18 protein-coding genes are annotated in these 18,042 nt (G+C 60.0%); 6 read left to right on the forward strand and 12 right to left on the reverse strand.

The features are described 5' to 3' along the window. Window positions 1-2 precede the first annotated feature (2 nt). The 5 genes from ACK9YZ_RS24450 to ACK9YZ_RS24470 all read right to left on the reverse strand — a co-directional run bounded on the left by ACK9YZ_RS24450 (window position 3) and on the right by ACK9YZ_RS24470 (window position 5,072). Window positions 3-788, reverse strand: a complete 786-nt coding sequence (locus ACK9YZ_RS24450; protein WP_416067919.1) for a ThuA domain-containing protein — start codon at window positions 786-788, stop codon at window positions 3-5. A 76-nt stretch (window positions 789-864) separates the two neighbouring features. After that, window positions 865-1,893 (reverse strand): ABC transporter ATP-binding protein, encoded by a 1,029-nt coding sequence (locus tag ACK9YZ_RS24455; RefSeq protein ID WP_216759283.1) that lies wholly within the window; start codon window positions 1,891-1,893, stop codon window positions 865-867. A 12-nt stretch (window positions 1,894-1,905) separates the two neighbouring features. After that, window positions 1,906-2,736 carry a carbohydrate ABC transporter permease gene (locus tag ACK9YZ_RS24460; RefSeq protein WP_183733851.1) on the reverse strand — a complete coding sequence of 277 codons (831 nt, stop codon included), beginning with the start codon at window positions 2,734-2,736 and terminating at the stop codon, window positions 1,906-1,908. Then, window positions 2,736-3,722 (reverse strand): carbohydrate ABC transporter permease, encoded by a 987-nt coding sequence (locus ACK9YZ_RS24465; RefSeq protein ID WP_416067920.1) that lies wholly within the window; start codon window positions 3,720-3,722, stop codon window positions 2,736-2,738. The genes ACK9YZ_RS24460 and ACK9YZ_RS24465 overlap by 1 nt, the downstream gene beginning before the upstream one ends. Before the next feature lie 84 nt (window positions 3,723-3,806). Beyond that, on the reverse strand, window positions 3,807-5,072 hold the full coding sequence (locus tag ACK9YZ_RS24470) for an ABC transporter substrate-binding protein (RefSeq protein WP_216759280.1): 1,266 nt from the start codon (window positions 5,070-5,072) through the stop codon (window positions 3,807-3,809). 301 nt (window positions 5,073-5,373) lie between these two features. On the opposite strand from ACK9YZ_RS24470, the gene ACK9YZ_RS24475 reads away from it, so the two are divergent. Together ACK9YZ_RS24475 and ACK9YZ_RS24480 are read left to right on the forward strand one after the other, a co-directional pair. Further along, window positions 5,374-6,399: a substrate-binding domain-containing protein gene (locus ACK9YZ_RS24475; RefSeq protein WP_216759279.1), complete on the forward strand. Its 1,026-nt coding sequence runs from the start codon at window positions 5,374-5,376 to the stop codon at window positions 6,397-6,399. A 128-nt stretch (window positions 6,400-6,527) separates the two neighbouring features. Next, on the forward strand, window positions 6,528-7,424 hold the full coding sequence (locus tag ACK9YZ_RS24480) for a hypothetical protein (protein WP_416067921.1): 897 nt from the start codon (window positions 6,528-6,530) through the stop codon (window positions 7,422-7,424). Window positions 7,425-7,697: 273 nt separating this feature from the next. Here ACK9YZ_RS24480 and ACK9YZ_RS24485 read toward each other — a convergent pair whose 3' ends face one another. Beyond that, window positions 7,698-7,925, reverse strand: a complete 228-nt coding sequence (locus ACK9YZ_RS24485) for a hypothetical protein (protein WP_216759277.1) — start codon at window positions 7,923-7,925, stop codon at window positions 7,698-7,700. Between the two features lie 363 nt (window positions 7,926-8,288). Between ACK9YZ_RS24485 and ACK9YZ_RS24490 the strand changes: the two genes are divergently transcribed. Together ACK9YZ_RS24490 and ACK9YZ_RS24495 are read left to right on the forward strand one after the other, a co-directional pair. Beyond that, window positions 8,289-8,546: a hypothetical protein gene (locus ACK9YZ_RS24490; protein WP_416067922.1), complete on the forward strand. Its 258-nt coding sequence runs from the start codon at window positions 8,289-8,291 to the stop codon at window positions 8,544-8,546. Between the two features lie 230 nt (window positions 8,547-8,776). After that, window positions 8,777-9,148 carry a hypothetical protein gene (locus ACK9YZ_RS24495; RefSeq protein ID WP_416067923.1) on the forward strand — a complete coding sequence of 124 codons (372 nt, stop codon included), beginning with the start codon at window positions 8,777-8,779 and terminating at the stop codon, window positions 9,146-9,148. Window positions 9,149-9,326: 178 nt separating this feature from the next. On the opposite strand, the gene ACK9YZ_RS24500 is transcribed toward ACK9YZ_RS24495, so the two are convergent. Further along, window positions 9,327-9,974, reverse strand: a complete 648-nt coding sequence (locus ACK9YZ_RS24500) for a TetR/AcrR family transcriptional regulator (protein WP_416067924.1) — start codon at window positions 9,972-9,974, stop codon at window positions 9,327-9,329. A gap of 136 nt (window positions 9,975-10,110) precedes the next feature. Between ACK9YZ_RS24500 and ACK9YZ_RS24505 the strand changes: the two genes are divergently transcribed. Together ACK9YZ_RS24505 and ACK9YZ_RS24510 are read left to right on the forward strand one after the other, a co-directional pair. After that, window positions 10,111-11,319 carry an HlyD family secretion protein gene (locus ACK9YZ_RS24505; RefSeq protein ID WP_416067925.1) on the forward strand — a complete coding sequence of 403 codons (1,209 nt, stop codon included), beginning with the start codon at window positions 10,111-10,113 and terminating at the stop codon, window positions 11,317-11,319. 23 nt (window positions 11,320-11,342) lie between these two features. Beyond that, on the forward strand, window positions 11,343-12,938 hold the full coding sequence (locus ACK9YZ_RS24510; protein WP_416067926.1) for a DHA2 family efflux MFS transporter permease subunit: 1,596 nt from the start codon (window positions 11,343-11,345) through the stop codon (window positions 12,936-12,938). A gap of 48 nt (window positions 12,939-12,986) precedes the next feature. On the opposite strand, the gene ACK9YZ_RS24515 is transcribed toward ACK9YZ_RS24510, so the two are convergent. From ACK9YZ_RS24515 to ACK9YZ_RS24535, 5 genes are all read right to left on the reverse strand, one after another. Next, window positions 12,987-13,880 carry a MurR/RpiR family transcriptional regulator gene (locus tag ACK9YZ_RS24515; protein WP_416067927.1) on the reverse strand — a complete coding sequence of 298 codons (894 nt, stop codon included), beginning with the start codon at window positions 13,878-13,880 and terminating at the stop codon, window positions 12,987-12,989. A gap of 82 nt (window positions 13,881-13,962) precedes the next feature. After that, window positions 13,963-14,931: an ABC transporter substrate-binding protein gene (locus ACK9YZ_RS24520; RefSeq protein ID WP_216759270.1), complete on the reverse strand. Its 969-nt coding sequence runs from the start codon at window positions 14,929-14,931 to the stop codon at window positions 13,963-13,965. 8 nt (window positions 14,932-14,939) lie between these two features. Beyond that, window positions 14,940-15,989 carry a FecCD family ABC transporter permease gene (locus ACK9YZ_RS24525; RefSeq protein WP_416067928.1) on the reverse strand — a complete coding sequence of 350 codons (1,050 nt, stop codon included), beginning with the start codon at window positions 15,987-15,989 and terminating at the stop codon, window positions 14,940-14,942. Then, on the reverse strand, window positions 15,986-17,020 hold the full coding sequence (locus tag ACK9YZ_RS24530) for a FecCD family ABC transporter permease (RefSeq protein WP_416067929.1): 1,035 nt from the start codon (window positions 17,018-17,020) through the stop codon (window positions 15,986-15,988). The genes ACK9YZ_RS24525 and ACK9YZ_RS24530 overlap by 4 nt, the downstream gene beginning before the upstream one ends. Next, entirely contained in the window at window positions 17,017-17,877 is an 861-nt protein-coding gene (locus ACK9YZ_RS24535) for an ABC transporter ATP-binding protein (protein ID WP_416067930.1), read from the reverse strand. The genes ACK9YZ_RS24530 and ACK9YZ_RS24535 overlap by 4 nt, the downstream gene beginning before the upstream one ends. Window positions 17,878-18,042: the final 165 nt, after the last annotated feature.

Here is an 18,042-nt window from a genome sequence, read left to right on the forward strand (position 1 = left end):
CCTCAGCGGTAACCGGCTTCGCCGGCCTGGTGCAGTCTTGGGCCGCGTTCGACGATCGGCTCCAGTGCTTTTTCCACCGGCACATTCGGAGCATCGGTGATAGTCTTCAATGCACCCTCGGGGTTATAGGCCCACTTCACGCCATTGATCAGCACCTTCTGCACGTTTGCATCGTGATAGGTCGGGTAGGTTTCGTGGCCGGGGCGGAAATAGAAGATGTTGCCGGCACCACGCCGCCAGGTCAGGCCCGAACGGAAGACTTCGCCGCCCTGGAACCAGGAGATGAACACCGTTTCCAGTGGCTCCGGCACAGAGAACTGCTCGCCGTACATTTCCTCGTTTTCAAGCTCGAAATGCTCGCCAATTCCGGCAGCAATCGGATGGCGCTGATTGATCGTCCACAGGCGCTCGCGCTCACCCGCCTCGCGCCATTTCAGCGCACAGGGCGTGCCCATCAGACGCTTGAAGATCTTCGAGAAATGGCCGGAATGCAGCACCAGCAGGCCCATGCCTTCCCACACCCGCTTGGCGACACGCTCGACAACTTCGTCGGAGACGGCGCCATGATCCTTATGGCCCCACCAAGTCAGGACATCGGTCTCGGCAAGCCGGGCCTCGCTCAAACCATGCTCGGGCTCCTGCAGCGTGGCGGTCGTCGCCGAAATCGCCGGATCGGTGTTCAGCGCCTTGGCGATCGTCGTGTGCATGCCCTCGGGATAGATGCCCCGGACGATCTCATTGGTTGTCTCGTGGATGTTCTCACCCCAGACGATGGTGCGAATAGACAAGTTTCTGCTCCTTCACAGCAAGTAGCGGACCGGAACCGATGGGAGGCGGCCAGATCCTGTTTGTTTGATGGGTTGTTCAGGCTGCGCCCTTGAAAGGAACCCTTTCGAGCGCGCGTCCGGATTGGTCGAAACGGTGAATGCGATCGCCGAGCGGCGACACGCCCAGTTGCTGGCCGGGCTGGTGGCTCGATACGCCGGTTTCTCGAACGGTAAGCGGTTCGCCCGAGCCGATGTCGAGATAGACGAAGCTGTCCGAGCCAAGGATTTCCGAGTGGATGACCGTACCTGTCCAGGCAGGATCCTGATCTCGAAACTCGATATGTTCGGCTCTGACGCCGATCGTGTGGGCATTGTAGGGAGCCGCGAACGGTCCGGAGAGGAAGTTCATCTTCGGCGAGCCGATGAAGCCGGCGACGAAAACCGAGTTTGGGGTCTCGTAGAGTTCGATCGGAGTTCCGACCTGTTCGACGACGCCGTCGCGAAGAACGCAAATGCGGTCGGCCAATGTCATGGCCTCGACCTGATCATGGGTGACATAGATCATCGTCGTGTCATGCATCCCGCGATGAAGCTTGGCGATCTCCAGCCTTGTGGCGACGCGCAATGCAGCATCGAGGTTCGACAATGGCTCATCGAACAGGAAGACCTTCGGGTCACGAACGATGGCGCGGCCGATGGCGACGCGCTGGCGCTGGCCGCCCGAAAGCTGGCGCGGCAGGCGCTCCAGATAGGGCGAGAGCTGCAGCATGCCGGCCGCCTGTTCGACGCGCGCCTTGCATTCTTCCCTGGTCCGGCCGGAAAGTTTCATGCCGAAGGCCATGTTTTCGTAGACCGTCATATGCGGATAGAGCGCGTAGGACTGGAAGACCATCGCGATGCCGCGCTTCGATGGGGAAAGACGATTGACCGGCTGACCATCGAAGGAAAGCGTGCCTGACGTGATGTCCTCCAGCCCCGAGATCAGTCGAAGCAAGGTGGATTTGCCGCAACCGGACGGGCCGACGAAGACCATGAACTCCCCCTTGCGGATGTCCATGCTGACGCCCTTGATGACTTCGAATGCGCCGAAGCTCTTGCGGATATTATCGAGTCTAATCTGTGCCATGTCGCGCTTTCCTCAGCCTTTGACGCCGCCGGCCGTCAGCCCGGAAATGATCCGGCGTTGAAAAATAAGAACAAGGATGACGACGGGCACGGTAACGATGACCGATGCCGCCATGATATTGCCCCAGGGGATTTCGAACTGGCTGCCGCCGGAAAGCAGAGCGATCGCCACCGGCACCGTTCGTTGCGCGTCCGACGAGGTGAACGTCAGGGCGAACAGAAATTCATTCCAGGCCGTGATGAAGGCGAGCAGACCGGTGGTGACGAGGGCCGGCCACATCAGCGGCATGAACACCTGCGTGATGATGACCCAGGGGGAGGCGCCATCGACGATAGCCGCCTCCTCGATCTCGATCGGCAGATCGCGCATGAAAGTCGTCAGCACCCAGACCGTGAAGGGCAGGGTGAAGATCATATAGGAGAAGATCAGCGCGAACGGCGTATTGAAGATGCCGATCCAGCGTATGAGTTCGAAAAGCCCCGCCAGTACGGCGATCTGCGGAAACATCGACACCGACAGGATGGTCAGCATTAGGAGTGCCCGACCCCGGAAATGCACACGGGCAAGCGCGTAGGATGCGGTCACGGCAAGCAGCAGAGAGGCGGCGACCACGAGGCAGGCAATGAGCAGCGAATTGCCGAGGCTGCGGATGAAACTGCCTGTCGTCAGCACGCCGGTATAATTCTCCAGCGAGATCGAGGTCGGCCAGTAGGTGACTTCGAAGAGGGCGGTGCCGGCTTTGAAGCTCGTCAGGATCGCATAGTAGAACGGGAAGACCGCGATGACGACGATGACGGCGACCAGCAGATAGAAAAGCGTATTCTTGGTGGCTGTGAGCAGCATCAGTGTTCTCCACCCCCGAGTTTGACGCGGCCGAGCCATATGTAGAGCACGGTGACCGAGGCGATGATGAGAAAGAGAACGGTGGAGGCGGTTGCGCCATAGGCGAACTTGTCGAAATCGAAGAGGTTTTCGCGCGCCATGACCGACATGGTCTTTGTCTGGGCGTTGTTGGGCGTCAGCACGTAAATCAGGTCGAAGATGCGCATGGCATCGAGCATTCGGAAGATCACAGCGACCATGATTGCCGGGCGGATCAGCGGCAGGGTCAGACGCCAGAACACTTTGATGGGGTTGATGCCGTCGATCTTGGCAGCCTCGTAGATGTCGGCCGGAACCATTTGCAGGGCCGCGAGGATCAGCAACGCCATGAAGGGCGTCGTCTTCCAGACGTCGACGATCAGCACGGCAATCATCGCGGTATTTGGATCTGCCGTCCATGCGATCTTTTGGCTGATGAGCCCGAGGCCGAGAAGCATGTCGTTCAGGATGCCGAACTGGTCGTTGAGCATCCAGGCCCACATCTTGGCCGAAACGATGGTCGGGATCGCCCAGGGAATAAGGATGGCGGCGCGCACGATGCCGCGGCCAACGAACTGCGCGTTCAGCACAAGAGCGACGATGAGGCCGAGCGCGGTTTCGATCGTCACCGACAACAGCGTGAATTTTGCCGTGTTCCAGACCGCGCCCCACCAGGCGGGATCGGCCAGCAGTCCTCTATAGATCGTGCGACCGCTCTTCAGGGTGACCCAGGAAAGATAGTTGTCGAAGCCGACGAACTGGGCATCGCCGAGGTTCGTCAGCGACGCATTGGTGAAGCTGAAATAGATGGTGCGGAACAGCGGCCAGCCGGCAACGATGGCCAGGATCAGCAGGGTCGGAGCCAGGAAGATCCAGGCAGACCGGATGCGTTCCGAGCGTAGATCCGAAGAGATCGCTTTTGCGCGCGCGCCTGTGCTCAGATTTTGGGAGACTGCAACTTCACTCATGGAATATCCGCTTCATGAGACGATCGACGACGGCGCTATCGGAAGCGGCAGCGACGGGATATCCGACGCTGCCGCCCTGATCTGTTACCAGCCGCTGCCTTGCAGCGTCGTCAGATCGGCTTCGAGAAGCTCTAGGTTTTCTTCGGCTGTACCGCTGCCGGAGAGAGTATTGTGCACGGCGGTCCAGAACTTGGCGGAAACCTCGTTGTACTTGACCTTGGCAACAGCCGAAGGACGCGGCACAGCGTTTTCGAAGATCGGCTTCCAGTTCGGCATGAACGGTTGCGCGGCGGCAATGTCCTTGTCGTCATAAAGCGCCGACAGGGTCGGCAAGTTGGAAAGCTCGATGGCGCGCTGCTTCTGACTGTCTTTCGACGTCAGGAACTTGACGAGTTCGATCGCCGCATCCGGATTCTTTGAATATTTCGAGACGGCGAGATTCCAGCCGCCGAGCGTCGAGGAGGGCTTGTCTCCTTCTGCGGCAACGGGAAGCGTCGTCACGTCGAACTTGCCCTTGACCGGGCTGTCGGCGCCGTTGCCCAGTGCATAGGCGTAGGGCCAGTTACGCATGAAGACGGCGTTGCCGGTCTGCCAGACACCGCGGGATTCTTCCTCCTGATAGGCGAGCACGCCGCTCGGCGAAATCGTCCCAATCCAGCCCTTGGCGCGATTGAGTGCTGCCGCAGCCTTTTCGTTGTTGATTGAAATCGTGCCGTCGGTCTCGATGATCTGGCCGCCGCCTGATGATTTGACCCATTCGAGGGCATCGCAGGTCAGGCCCTCATAGGCATTGCCCTGGAAGACGTACCCCCAGAGATCCTTCTGACCGGCGGCGCGCTCCTTATCCTGGATTTCCTTGGCGGTTGCCTCCATCTCGTCCCAGGTCTTCGGCGGCTGCTTGCCATACTTCTCAAGCAGATCCTTGCGATAAAAGAGGGCTGGCGCATCCGTGTAAAGCGGCATTGCGACCAGGCGGCCGTTCACGGTTTGGGAGGCGACGATCGCCGGGAAGAAGTCGCCAATGACGTCCTTGGTGGCATCCTTCAGGTCGACGAACTGGTCTGCCAGCTGCGGAGCCCAGATGACATCCGTCTGGTAGACGTCGACATCCGTGTTGCCGGCTGCGAGCCAGAGCCGATACTGCGAGAACTGTTCCGTGGACGAAGACGGCATGGTGACGATCTTGACCGTATTTCCGGTGGCTTTCTCGAAGGCATCGAGCTGCTTGCGGAACAGATCGAGGTTCTTGCCGGTAGAGCTCGCTGAAATGCTGATCTCGGCGGCATAGGACGGTACTGACGCGCCAATAAGTGCAGCCGCGACGGCGGCCACCGTGAAACGAAACTTCATTTTCTCCTCCCAAAGACCAAATTGAAATCGATTTGGTTGAGGAAAACCTGTCAGAAGGTCGATATCCTGTCAAGGCGGATTCTCGACGGCTGCCGACGCTTGTGCAAAATCGAAAAATATTATTATAAATCAAAAAGAAGCCCGGCAGCCGTGGTTCCTCGAGCCGTACAGATGGTCATCTCGGCGGCGAACAAAATTGAAATCGATTTGAGAGAATATATTTAACGGCATAGAATGTGGAATTTGCGAGGCCGATGGTATAGATGCCCGGCAGCGCAGGCGATGAAAGTCTTTTCGGTCAATGAAACTCAAAGAGTTCGCAAGACAACTTGGATTATCTCCGACGACTGTCAGCCGTGCGCTCAGTGGCTATCCCGAGGTAAGCGAGGTGACGCGCGCCCGCGTCGTTCAAGAGGCGGTGCGGCTCGGCTACAGACCGAATGTCAATGCGGTCAGGCTGAAAACCGGCCGGGTTGGCGCCATTGGCGTTGTCATGGGGCGCGCCGGCGAGTTTCACTTTGCGGAATTCATGGCCGGCATGGCGGAGCGCCTTGTTACGGAAGACACCGACATTCTCGTCATTCCGATGGCTAATCCGGAATCCGATGCTGAGATGCAGCTCTACAGGCGGCTGGCGGAAAGCCAGAGGGTGGATGCGATGATTGTGCATTCGCCTCGGCCCAATGACCAGCGGATCGCTCTGCTGCATGAGTTGGGAATGCCGTTTCTCGTTCACGGCCGTTCAGATATCGACGTACCTCACCCCTGGCTCGATATCGACAATGAAGGAGCCGTGCGTCGTGCGACTTCACATCTGATCGATCTCGGTCATACGAGGATCGCGATGATCAATGGCCGCCAAGGCGCGACCTATGCTCTGCATCGCGATATCGGTTACCGCAGCGCCTTGCAGAGCCACGGGATCGAAGTCGATCCGCAATTGATTGCAAACGGCAATTTCACCGACGAACTCGGCTTCCGTTTTGCACGGTCATTTCTCGAGCAGCCGAAGCGACCGACCGCATTTGTCGCCGGGTCCATGATGACGGCGCTCGGCATTTACCGGGCCGCGCGTTCGCTGGGGCTCCAGATCGGCAGCGACGTCTCGGTCATTGCTCACGATGACGTCTTTCCCTATCTGACGGCCGACAATATGGCCCCGTCGCTGTCGGCGACCCGCTCGTCGATGCGTGCCGCAGGTACGCGATGCGCCGATCTCGTGCTGCAGCTTTTGGCCGGGCGTTCGCCACTGGAAATTCACGAGCTTTGGCCGGTCGAGCTTATCCTACGCGAGTCCACCGGGCCGGTGCGGGCGCTCCAGACGTGAGCGAGAGACGTCTGTAGAACTGCCGAGATTGGCTTCCAACAGGAGCGGCGGCGAGATCTCTTAACATTAGTTCACCCATCTTGACGCGGGTTTGTGGCGTACTTGCTTCATCCATCGGAAGGATGAACATGACCGGCAAACTCGCTCGGCGAACACCGCGGATATCGAACGGGGCGAAGGCGAGCAACGCCTCGGGAGCACAATCCTACGTCAAGCTCATCTTGAGAGAGATCATCGGATTCTCGATAGCTGCCCTCGTGCTTAGCGTCGCCGGGGCGAGCTATGCCCATTTCATGGTTCTGGCGTCGTTGTGGATTGCATCGTGCCTCGCCACCATCGAGCGCCACCGCAGGCGGTCGCGTACCGGTAAAAGGCGGCCTGCCACGATGGATTATCTGCTGTCCCATCTGGCCGAGACGCTTTTGCTTCTCCAGTGGTTTTATATCGCAATCGTCGCTTTCGGCGGTTCTTTGCGTCACAGCCTGTCATTCTGCGAAGCATCGGGTCGTATTGAGGTTCAATCGTGCGGCTCCACGCCTCGCGCGAAATATCCGCATTCGCGGTTTCGAAGCTCGAAGCAACTGGCCGGGCTTGGGGTTTACAGCCCGGCCAGCTCATATCGAGCGAAATCGGGGAGTTCGCCCGATATATTGCATCGCAAACATCCTTTCGAGACTTGCGACGACAGCCCGCTATGCGGACTTTGCGCGACCCTTGCGTGGGCGGGCTCGGTATCAAGCCGCACACCGATCGTCTTCATTTGTCAGCATCCTTTCGGATCGCATCTGACGGCATTAACCCGGATTCCGGATTGCCGTGGATTACGTGTTGTTAAGAGTTGTTGCGGGGCAGAATGCGACACAGACGGATCGATGATATCACCCTCCGCAGGGTGTCCGCATGTCCGCCCCACTGCTGCGGCGGACATGCGGAACCCCGCCCGGTCCCCAGCAACAAATCTTGAACAAACGCCTTGCTTTTGCCGCGGGTTCGACATGCGCGCTCCCAGCCGCGCCTATCGATGAGGAGAACAAATCAGCAGGAGACGATCATGCCCCATGTCGAGATGACAATCGCCGATGTGTTGAACGACCCATTGATAGGACAATTGCTGCGCGCTGACGGCGTATCTGTCGAAGAATTCAAAATCCTACTTCTGAATGCAGCGCGTTCGCAGTCCGCTTCACAAGATCCCGGCGGCCTTCAGCGGAAGGGAAGGGCCGTCAGTCCTGCGCTATCGCAACCACGGGGGTGAATATATAACGCTGAGCCGCACGGTCTTGATGAAGGTCGGGTCCTTATGGTCGGGTTCGATCTTTTGGCGCGTGCGGCATGACCTTGAAGTCTTTCGATCCCTCGAATTTCGGGCCGTATATGGCTCCGGCACCCACGACGACGTCCCAATCATGAAATTTCTCGCGCCAGCCGCTCGGGCGCTCGCCATCCGAACCCGGTGTCATCGGCTCATCGGCACTGTAGGCATCGGCATCCGCGGCGTCGGCCACATTGCTCATTACCAGGGGCATAGCCAGCGCCGACGCTATGACTAAGCCGGTATTTCTATCATAAAAGACAACTTTGGTTCCTGGGATGCTTCTTTGCCACGTCGCGCCGCGACCGCGCGGAAGGTGCGCGAAAACAGCTTTGGAATGGATTTTGTCTTGTTAAGAGATGTTTCGGCTGAAGCAGGGCTTGAAACGCTTCGCGGATCGGAGTGGCGCATCCGACGCACGCCGGCACATCGAACGTGCCTGAATCGGCTCTTCGTTCATCTGCCTCGATCGGCAACAAATCGTAGCAGGCGTTAACATCACTTAAAACCGCTCCATCCTCCGAACCGCTACTTCCAGGCCGTCGTGCCGCTCCTTGTTGGAATGGACAAGTACAATGTGGCCAGCGAACTTGGTTTTTACAGCAAGGGCCGAACGCTATTGGACGACATCACCAGTCAAAACCTCTTCGGGGACGCTGGCCTGATGTTCGAGCTCTGGCAATCCGGAAGCTCACCAAAACGCAGGGTCGTGATCATGTCCGGCCTGAAGGATGACAGCCTCTCCTCCGATAGCCTGGCCGCATGGTTCAAGAACATCGGTCCGGTGCAGAGTCGCGTTGTTTACAAGGATCGGGCCGCCGCAGTATTTTTTTAGGGTAGGCTACGGTTTCCGCAGGTCGAGCGACGGCCCCGTCTGAGCAAGAACCGCTTCCTCATCGACACCGGCAATCGCGCGAAAAGATCCCGAAGATAAGCCGCCCATTTCACGTCGCAAGATATAGCAACAAAAGCATTCCCGCACACAAGACTTAATATAACGAAACCCAAGTTTGAAAAGAATCCCATAATTTGAGACGGGAGGTTCAACCGAAAGGAAAATGCTTCATGTCTGGCGAAAGCGCCTTCCATCCAGTTCTTGTCTATATTCCAGATCAACGGGGTTTGTACCTTGCCGGCGAGGTTTTGCGCAGCGGCGGCTTCGACGTCAGAAGTGTCGGGAATTCAACCGAGCTGGAGCTTGCACTGGAACTTGTGACTGCCTGCGTCGTCGTCACAGTCACATCGAAGATCGGAGAAGTTCGATCACTCTCCAATATTCCGGTCGTCAACATCCAAGCCTTTGTTTTGCCGAACCAGGACGCGTCGGCAGGTGAACAGTCGGCCCTGTTCGACAGACAGGCATTTCTCGAACGGGTCCGAGACAACAACAAGTTTCCGTCGGGCGCATCCCGCTATGGCGCGCCGTTCGTCAACTGACTGCCACCGTCGGCGCCGTCGCGATTATCGCGGCAGTGCTCCAGGATTAAGGCACTCGGGTCGCCTTCTCCCCGATGCGGGTCAGTCAGTCCTTGTTCGTCGTGGCTGCCCGCAAGCTCGTGCTCGGGCGATTGCCCGATCTGCGATATTTCCGCGCGAATGCAGGCATTTTCATGCCCTAGACAGCACATCCCTTCAGAAAGATATCCGCGCACATTCTCGCCCTTGTCGCGATCTCTTCGATGTTGGGCGCCGGCAATTGGCGCAGCATGGCGGCGCGTTGGGGTTCCATGATCATCATGCCGCGCAGCATGCCGCAAGCGGCGTGCGGATCCTCGAGCTTGATCAACCCATGCTCTACCTGCCGGCGCAGCCAGTTTTCCATCGATGTATTGGTTCGGACGATCGCCTTCTCGTAAAAGGAGGTTGCGAGTTCAGGAAAGCGGTCGGATTCACCGATGACGAGGCGGGTAATCGTGATCGTGTCCTGCGAGAGCGTCAGCATGCCATAGGCCATCAGCATGCGCTCCAGTCCCTGGCGGAGCTCGGTCGTTGCCAAGGTGCCGGGATCGAGCGCCAAGAGGAAGCGTCCGGTGCGATCCGAGACCATTTCGGAAAACAGATCTGCCTTTGTCGGAAACAGGCGATAGAGCGTCTTGGTCGAAACGCCGGCTTCCTGTGCGATCGCCGCGATGCTGACCGCGGCATAACCATTCTCGTGAAACTGCTTGTTGGCAGCCTCGATAAGCACGCCGCGTGTATCCTCGTCACAACGCATCTGCGGCCTGCCACGCGGCTTCTTCTCGATTTTGTGATTTTGGACCATCGTGATTTTCCGAATTCTCGTTGACATCTTTTTTTTAGCGCATATTTTGGAAAATAGCAAGTTTCCTAAATTGAACTTGAGCCGAATATCAAGGCCGCAGCCGAGACGACGGCGACCTTCCACAAGGAGAGTGACGATGTCCGTCAAGAAGCTCTATGCCCTGAACAGCGACGCCGCACCGGCCGATATGCCGGCCACCGAAGCCACCGCTGAAACCACACCTGCAACGCTTGACGCCGGCAAGATGCCGCGTGTCACCGAGCCTGCTGCTTGGCCATCTACCGAGGCATCGGTTCGCCAGCGCAGCGGTCGCTCGCTGCTGATCGGCGTTGCCGCCATCGCCATCATCGCCGCAGGCGCCTATTACGGCCATAATTACTGGACGGTCGGCCGCTTCGAGGTCTCAACCGACGATGCCTATGTCCAGGCCGACAGCACCACGGTCTCCCCGAAGGTTTCAGGTTATCTTATGGAGGTTCTCGTTGCCGACAATCAGGCGGTGAAGGCTGGCCAGCCGCTCGCCCGCATCGACGACCGCGATTTCCGCACTGCGCTCGATCAGGCAAGGGCCGATGTTGCCGCTGCCGAAGCAACCGTCAACGCCAAGCAGGCGTCGCTCGATATCCAACAGTCGACCATCGCCGCCGCTCGCGCCACGCTCGACGTTGACCGGGCCAACGAGACCTTCGCAGAACAGAACAACAAGCGCTATACGAACCTGGCCACCAACGGTTATGCACCGGTTCAGACCGCCCAGCAGGCGGCTTCGGCAATCGCCGCCGCCCAGGCTACGATCGTACGTGACAGCGCTGCCCTCGACGCCTCGACGAAGCAGATCGAGCTACTGAATGCCGAGCTTGCCCAGGCCAGGGCGACACTTGCCCATGACCAGGCCGTCATGCATCAGGCTGAGCTTAACCTCTCCTATGCGACGATCGTTGCGCCTGTCGACGGTACGGTCGGCAACCGTACGCTACGCGTCGGCCAGTATGTTCAGGCCGGCACCCAGTTGATGGCAGTCGTGCCGACGACAGCGGCCTATATCGTTGCCAATTACAAGGAGACACAGCTGACCGATGTGCACGCCGGTCAGCCCGTCGATATCGAGGTCGATATGTTCCCGGGCCGCACCTATCACGGCCATGTCGACAGCCTGTCGCCTGCAAGCGGTCAGGAATTCGCGCTGCTGCCGCCCGACAACGCCACCGGCAACTTCACCAAGGTCGTCCAGCGCATTCCGGTCAAGATCGTGCTTGATGGCGATGCCGCCGAAAAGGGCGACCTGCGCCCCGGCATGTCCGTCCAGCCGAGCATCGACACCAAGGTCGATGCTACCAGGAACTAAGCGAAGGGGCAGGAGATCGTGTCATGTCCAGTATCGCAACAACATCAGGTGCTGTTCCGCAGCCGGGCGCCAGCACCAAGGCGAGCACAAGGGATTGGATCGCCGTTCTCGCCGGAATGATCGGCGCCTTCATGGCGATCCTCAATATCCAGATCACCAATGCCTCCCTCCTCGATATCGAGGGCGGCATCGGCACGGGCGTCGATAACGGCGCCTGGATCTCGACCTCCTACCTCATCGGCGAGATCGTCGTCATTCCGCTGACGGCCTATTTCAGCAATGTCTTCTCGTTCCGTCGTTATATCCTGGTCAATTCCATCCTCTTCCCGCTCTTCTCGATGGCCTGTGCCTTCGCCCACGATCTCGGCACGATGATCCTGCTGCGCGGCCTGCAGGGCTTTGCGGGTGGCGTGCTGATCCCCATGGCCTTCACCATGGTGCTGACCAAGCTGCCGAAGAGCCAGCAGCCGCTTGGTCTTGCCGTCTTCGCCTTGTCGGTCACCTTCGCCCCGGCCATCGGCCCGACGATCGGTGGCTACCTGACTGAGAATTACGGCTGGCAGACCATCTTCTTCATCAACACCATCCCGAGCCTCATCATGGCGGCGGCTCTCGCTCTGACGCTTGAAAAGCAGCCGATGCAGCTTCACCTTCTCAAGGAGGGCGATTGGGCCGGCATCGTCACCATGGCAATTGGCCTCTCGGCGCTGCAGACCGTGCTGGAAGAAGGCAACAAGGACGACTGGTTCTCCTCGCCCTTCATCGTCAAGCTCGGCATCTTGGCCTTCGTCTTCCTGGCCGCCTTCATCTGGATCGAGCTCACCGTCAAGAGGCCGCTGGTGAAGCTGCGCCTGCTCACACAGCGCAATTTCGGCATCGGCGTGCTGGTCAACGTGCTGGTCGGTGTGGCGCTCTTCGGCACGGTCTATATCCTGCCGCAATATCTCGGCCAGGTGCAGCGCTATAATGCCGAGCAGATCGGTAATGTACTTGCCTGGACCGGCCTGCCACAGCTCTTGCTGATCCCGCTGGTCCCGGTTCTGATGAAGCGCTTCGATGCCCGCTATATTGGCTTCCTTGGCATCTCGATCTTCGCGATCAGCTGCTTCATGAACATCACGCTCTCGGCCAACAATGCCGGCGACCAGTTCTGGATCCCGAATATCGTGCGCGCCATCGGTCAGGCCCTGGTGCTGACCCCGATCACAGCGATCACCACGGCCGGCATTGCGCCTGCCGATGCCGCTGCTGCCTCGGGCCTCACCAATATGCTGCGCAATCTCGGTGGTGCTGTCGGCACGGCTTCGCTTGGCACCATCCTGACGAAGCGCGAGCAGTTCCACTCGAACATCATCGGTCAGTCGATCACATTGACCCGTGACGAGGTGCGTGACCGCCTGACCCAGCTTACAGGTTATTTCACCCAGCACGGTGTCACCGATCCGGCCGTCGCATCGCAGAAGGCGATCGTCGCGCTCGGCCAGATCGTCAAGCGCCAGGCGCTGATCATGGGCTTCAGCGATACATTCGCTGTGATCGGCGTGGTGCTGGTGTTGGCAGCACTCGCACTGCTTCTCACTAAAAAGCCGCAGGCCGGTGGAGGTGCGGGCGCACATTAACGCGCCCGCCGCTTCGGGCGGTGGCAGCCTCTGTGGGCCAGTCTCTCGTCACTTCTTGCTCGGCCGTATTGCGGTTCTCAGCGTCAGCAACCGGTCGAGAGACTCAAGCGTCCGCTCGCGGGCGCTTCCGGCCAGCGCGAGCATAATGGCCTCGATGCAAACCAGCGTCGGCCCGTGCAGGGAGACATGGTCCGATTTGGCGCGGGGAATGACGATCGATGCCTCAGCATGTTTGCGCAGCACCGTATCCTCCTGACCGACCAGCATGACGATCGGAATGCCCAGGCGCTCGGCTTCGGCAATCGTCGTCATGCCTTCGCGGTGGGGCCTGCCGTGGGCCATCAAGATCAACGCATCGCCTTCTTCCATCGTCAGAAGCTGTTCGGCCAGCGCAATGCCAGTGAGGTTGAGCGCATAGGACGGGTAGCCGTTGCGGGAAAAGAGGCGAGCCGCATAGGTGGCGAGAATGCCCGAAGCGCCGATGCCGAAGACGCCGATGCGTTTTGCGTCGCGGATGACCGAGATCACTTTGCCCATCCCGGCGCGATTGGCTGGCGAGGAGAGCGCATCAAGAGCGTTACGGTGATCGTTGACGACGAAATCGATGGCGGAATCGGCGCTGCTGGCAAGCTCCTGTGTCGTAGCGGCCATCTTCTCCGAGGGCGAGTCCGTCTCGCCGATATGGGCTTCCAGCGTGTCCTTGAGGTCAACAAGCCCTTCGAAGCCGAGCGCCTGAATGGCGCGGATGACGGTTGCGTCCGAGGTGCCGGTCTCCGAGGCGATCTCGAGCGCCGATTTGCCGAGTACGGCGTGCCGGTGCTGATCGATATAATCGACGACGCTGAGCAGGCTTGGCGAAAGCGAGGCACGCCGATTTTTCAGCCTCTCCCCGAAACGGTCGATGCGGCGCAGCTTTTTCTGGGCTCTGGGGGCGTCGTCCATGCCAGCGAATACCTTCTCTTAATACTCATCTTAAGAAGGGTACCTTGTCGGATTTCGCCCGGCTTTGGAAGCCTGGAAACCGCTATTCCTGGGGCTTTTGCGGTCTCGGGCGTCCGGAAATATGGGACTGTACGACCGAGACCATCAGGTTGAGCGCCGCATAGGAATTGGAGATTGCTTCCTCGCGCGGCAGCAGGATGTAGCGTCCCTCCCGGCAGGCGGCGAGGAACTGGCAATAGTCCGATATCACCTTGTTCATCGCATCGATCTCCTCGGCCGGCGTGCCGCCGGTATCAGAGCGATAGGTGTCGAAGATAAAGTCAGCGTCAAGCTCCTGCAGGCGCTCGGCGCTGACCTCGATCCTATCGCCCTCCGGAATCGCGTCGATGATGGTGGGGAAGCGGAAGCCGGCATCGCGCAGTACCCGGCCGAGCGCCCGATAGGTATGATAGATGCTGATCTTGCCGTTCTGCGCCTGCAGCACCGAGACGGTGACCTTGGATGGATCCATTACCTGCTTCAGCGCCTCGATCTGGGCGCGATAGCGGCGATCGAGAATAGCGAGGCGGTCTTCAGTACCCGTCAGATCGGCCAGCCGCTGGTAGATATGGGGGGCGCTGCCGACCGTATTGTCGATGATGATGGTTGGGGCGATCTTTTCGAGCTGTTCGACCGGCGTTGTGCGCCCCGGTTCGGTGATGATGAGATCCGGCTTGGCGGCGACGACGGCTTCCAGATCGACGGTGACGGCGCCGATATAGCTCATGCCGGAATTATCGAAATCTATGCCGGTCAGGATCGGGCTCGCACGCAGATAGGCCTTGCCGTCGAGGCCCGTGCGGCCGTGGCTCGCGACCGGGCGCACGCCAAGCTCGATCAGCGGAATGGTAATGTCGAGATCATGCATGGAGACGATGCGCTGTGGATGGACCGGCACCTCGACCTTGCGGCCGAAATCGTCGGTAAAGAGCCGTTTTGGCGCATCCTCGGCCAAAAGCGGAGTCGCGCTGACGGCGAGGGCGAGAAGGACGGCCGGTAAAAGCTTGAACATCGATATCCTCACAGAAGGTTTCGGCGCTTCCTGAGCAGAAGCAGAAGGACGGGAACGCCGACGATCGACAGCACGATGCCGGCCGGAAGCTGCAGGGGTGCAAAGGCAATCCGACCGATCGTATCGGCGGCAAGGACGAGTGCGGCGCCAAAGAGTGCGCTGCCCGTCAGCAACGCCGTCTGATTGCCGCGGATCGCCAGCCGCGCCATGTGTGGTGCGAGCAGGCCGACAAAGCCGAGGCTGCCGACGCAGGCGACACAGGCTGCGGTGAGCAACACGGGTGCCACAAAACGCAGGATGGAGAGATGGCGCAGCCGTACGCCGAGGCCGGTGGCGGCCTGATCGCCGAGCAGGGCGACATCCGCGGCACCCGCCGTCAGGAATAGGATCGCCGCGCCAATGATGGCGCAGACGAGAGCGATCGGAATAATATCCCAGGAAGCGGTATTGAGGCTGCCGGCGAGCCAGACCATTGCCGTCTGCACATCGCGGATATCCGCGGTCGTCAGGATGATGGAAAGGGCGGCGGCCATCAGCCATGACAGGCCGACGCCGACCAGAACGAAACGCATGCGTGACAGATCTTGGGCGATGAAGACGACCAGAAGGGCGCTGAAGAGCCCGCCGGCCATGCCAACAAAAGGCCGCAGGACGGGACTGGCCGTCGGGAAAAAGACAATCAGTCCGATGACTGCAAGGCTTGCCGCTTCCTTGACGCCGAGCAGGCCTGGATCGGCAAGGCCGTTGCGGGTGAGCGATTGCATGGCTGCACCCGAAAGCCCGAGCATGGCGCCGGCGAGTACCGCGAGCATGATACGCGGCAGCCGGAATTCCCTGATGATGGCATGACCGTCGCCGGTTGCATGGACCGGATCGAAAATCACGGTGACGAGGTCGGCGAAACCGGCCTCGTGGCTGCCGAGCGGCGCTGCGGCAAGTGCCATGGCCACGACGAGGAGGCCAAGCAGGCCGCAGAGGATGACGCTGCGCAGATGGATGCGGCGGCGAAAAGGTCCGACGCTGAGCCGGCGATATCCGTTCTCGACTGCAATGGTCATCGGAAATATCTCGCCACGACCAAGATGAAGAGCGGCGCGCCGACGATCGCGGTCATGATGCCGGTGGCAAGCTCGTGCGGCCCGGCAATCACGCGTGCAGCAATATCGGCGGCAAGCAGCAGGGTGGCGCCGCAAAGCGCCGAGAGCGGCAGGGCAAATCTGAGATCACCGCTGGCAAGCCAGCGGGTTGCATTCGGCACGATGAGACCGATAAAGCCGATCGGCCCGGCGATCGAGACGGATGCGCCGCAGAGCAGCGCCGTTGCGACAAGACCGATTGCACGCGTGCTGCGCACCGGCACCCCGAGGCCTGTTGCCGCTGCGTCCCCGAGCGCCAGCGCATTGAGCCTTGGTGCGATCAACAGGGATAACAATGTGCCGATACCGATCGCCGGCAAGGCGGCCCCGATCGGTCCGTAGCCGATCCCTGCGAGATCCCCGGCGAGCCAGAGCCGCATCTCCTGCAGTGTTTCTTCGTCAAGGATGAGGATGGTGGATGTCAGCGACGAGGCGAGTGCTGAAAGGGCAATGCCGCAGAAGGTGACCTTGAGCATGGTCAGGCCCGAGCGGCCGGCCGAGGCGAGCATCAGCACGAGGGCAAAGAGCGCTCCGGCGCCGAGTGCGGCAACCAGCGGGCGGGCAAAGCCGCCGGCTAGAAAGGGCAGGGCGGTCGAGGCGACGACGGCAAGGCTTGCACCGGCATTCAGACCGAGAATATGCGGCTCTCCGAGCGGATTGCGCAGCAGCGACTGCAAGAGCAGGCCGGCAATGCCGAGCGCAGCGCCGACCAGAAGTGTGCCGGCCAACCGGGCGAAACGAAGCTTCACCAGGATCTGGTGCTCGAAATTGTGGCTGTCAAAGGCGAAGACGGCTTTCAGGAGCGTCGCTGGCGCAACGGGTCGGGCCCCGATGCCGGCATGAATCGATGCCAGCGCGAGAAGAAGAACAGCAAGTGCTGCGAAGGCGGCAAGGCCGCGCACCGGGCGTATCTGCGCCGGCATGCTCGCGCCGGCGGTTGGCGCCGCGCTCATAATGATCGCTCCTTGCCCCCGCGCCCGGCTGCCGGAAGAAAGAGCGGCACGTGGGTTTCGGGATGGGAGAGCCGCACGACATTCACATTGAATACGTCGCGGATCAGTTCCGCTGTACAGTCACCGGGATGTTCGGCAATCGCGCGGATTGCGCCGTCCTTCAGGAAGACAAGGCGATCGGCATATTGCAGGGCGAAGTTGAGGTCATGCAACACAGCGACGATGGTGCGGCCATGGGCACGGGTGAGGTGACTTAGGAGGTCGAGCACTTCCACCTGATAATGCAGGTCGAGGAAGGTGGTCGGCTCGTCCAGCAGGATAACAGGCGTTTCCTGCGCGAGCGCCATGGCGATCCAGCAGCGCTGCCGCTGGCCGCCGGAGAGGCTGTCGACGGGGCGTGCGGCAAAGGACAGCGTATCGGTTATGCGCAGCGCGTGCTCGACGGCGGCATCATCTGCCTCCGTCCATTGCCGCAGGAAACCCTGATGCGGATAGCGGCCGCGAGAGACGAGATCGTAGACCGTCAGCCCCTCCGGCAAAAGCGGGCTCTGCGGCAGGAGGCCGAGCCTGCGGGCGATCTCGCGCGTCGGCATGGTATTGAGCAGGCGGCCGTCCAGATGCACCGTTCCGGAGGTGGGCTTTAAAAGTCGGGACATGACCGACAGGAGCGTCGACTTGCCGGAACCGTTCGGGCCGACCAGCATCGTCATCTTTCCTTCGGGGATATCGAGGGAAATGCTGTCGAGAATCTGCCGGCGACCGTAGCCGGCGGCAATGTCCTCGACCATCAATGGTATGGTGCGATCTTGCCCGGATGCATGATCGAGGCTGATGCTGTGTTTTTGTCCGTGTTGCATGTCCGCTTTCGCGCAGTTTTGCCGAGAGAAGAAGTATTCATGAGTGTAGTAGTCAATTTTTTCCTGCTGTAAATTCTTCGACAAATAGGCTTCGATGAACGGAAAGCGCTTCAAAGGGCTTCAGCGGATGGGATATCCTATCTGGTAAAGGGGGTGTTATCCCGC

Origin of the sequence: Rhizobium sp. ZK1, assembly GCF_047782645.1 — a bacterium.
Lineage (GTDB): Bacteria > Pseudomonadota > Alphaproteobacteria > Rhizobiales > Rhizobiaceae > Rhizobium.

What these genes read in the sequence shown, in the direction of transcription:
- ACK9YZ_RS24520 (WP_216759270.1), bottom strand. Translation starts at nt 14,931, where the DNA reads ATGTTCAAGCTTTTACCGGCCGTCCTTCTCGCCCTCGCCGTCAGCGCG.
- ACK9YZ_RS24455 (WP_216759283.1), bottom strand. Translation starts at nt 1,893, where the DNA reads ATGGCACAGATTAGACTCGATAATATCCGCAAGAGCTTCGGCGCATTC.
- ACK9YZ_RS24485 (WP_216759277.1), bottom strand. Translation starts at nt 7,925, where the DNA reads ATGCCCCTGGTAATGAGCAATGTGGCCGACGCCGCGGATGCCGATGCC.
- ACK9YZ_RS24515 (WP_416067927.1), bottom strand. Translation starts at nt 13,880, where the DNA reads ATGGACGACGCCCCCAGAGCCCAGAAAAAGCTGCGCCGCATCGACCGT.
- ACK9YZ_RS24460 (WP_183733851.1), bottom strand. Translation starts at nt 2,736, where the DNA reads ATGCTGCTCACAGCCACCAAGAATACGCTTTTCTATCTGCTGGTCGCC.
- ACK9YZ_RS24530 (WP_416067929.1), bottom strand. Translation starts at nt 17,020, where the DNA reads ATGAGCGCGGCGCCAACCGCCGGCGCGAGCATGCCGGCGCAGATACGC.
- ACK9YZ_RS24505 (WP_416067925.1), top strand. Translation starts at nt 10,111, where the DNA reads ATGTCCGTCAAGAAGCTCTATGCCCTGAACAGCGACGCCGCACCGGCC.
- ACK9YZ_RS24525 (WP_416067928.1), bottom strand. Translation starts at nt 15,989, where the DNA reads ATGACCATTGCAGTCGAGAACGGATATCGCCGGCTCAGCGTCGGACCT.
- ACK9YZ_RS24510 (WP_416067926.1), top strand. Translation starts at nt 11,343, where the DNA reads ATGTCCAGTATCGCAACAACATCAGGTGCTGTTCCGCAGCCGGGCGCC.
- ACK9YZ_RS24480 (WP_416067921.1), top strand. Translation starts at nt 6,528, where the DNA reads ATGACCGGCAAACTCGCTCGGCGAACACCGCGGATATCGAACGGGGCG.
- ACK9YZ_RS24495 (WP_416067923.1), top strand. Translation starts at nt 8,777, where the DNA reads ATGTCTGGCGAAAGCGCCTTCCATCCAGTTCTTGTCTATATTCCAGAT.
- ACK9YZ_RS24500 (WP_416067924.1), bottom strand. Translation starts at nt 9,974, where the DNA reads ATGGTCCAAAATCACAAAATCGAGAAGAAGCCGCGTGGCAGGCCGCAG.
- ACK9YZ_RS24535 (WP_416067930.1), bottom strand. Translation starts at nt 17,877, where the DNA reads ATGCAACACGGACAAAAACACAGCATCAGCCTCGATCATGCATCCGGG.
- ACK9YZ_RS24475 (WP_216759279.1), top strand. Translation starts at nt 5,374, where the DNA reads ATGAAACTCAAAGAGTTCGCAAGACAACTTGGATTATCTCCGACGACT.
- ACK9YZ_RS24465 (WP_416067920.1), bottom strand. Translation starts at nt 3,722, where the DNA reads ATGAGTGAAGTTGCAGTCTCCCAAAATCTGAGCACAGGCGCGCGCGCA.
- ACK9YZ_RS24470 (WP_216759280.1), bottom strand. Translation starts at nt 5,072, where the DNA reads ATGAAGTTTCGTTTCACGGTGGCCGCCGTCGCGGCTGCACTTATTGGC.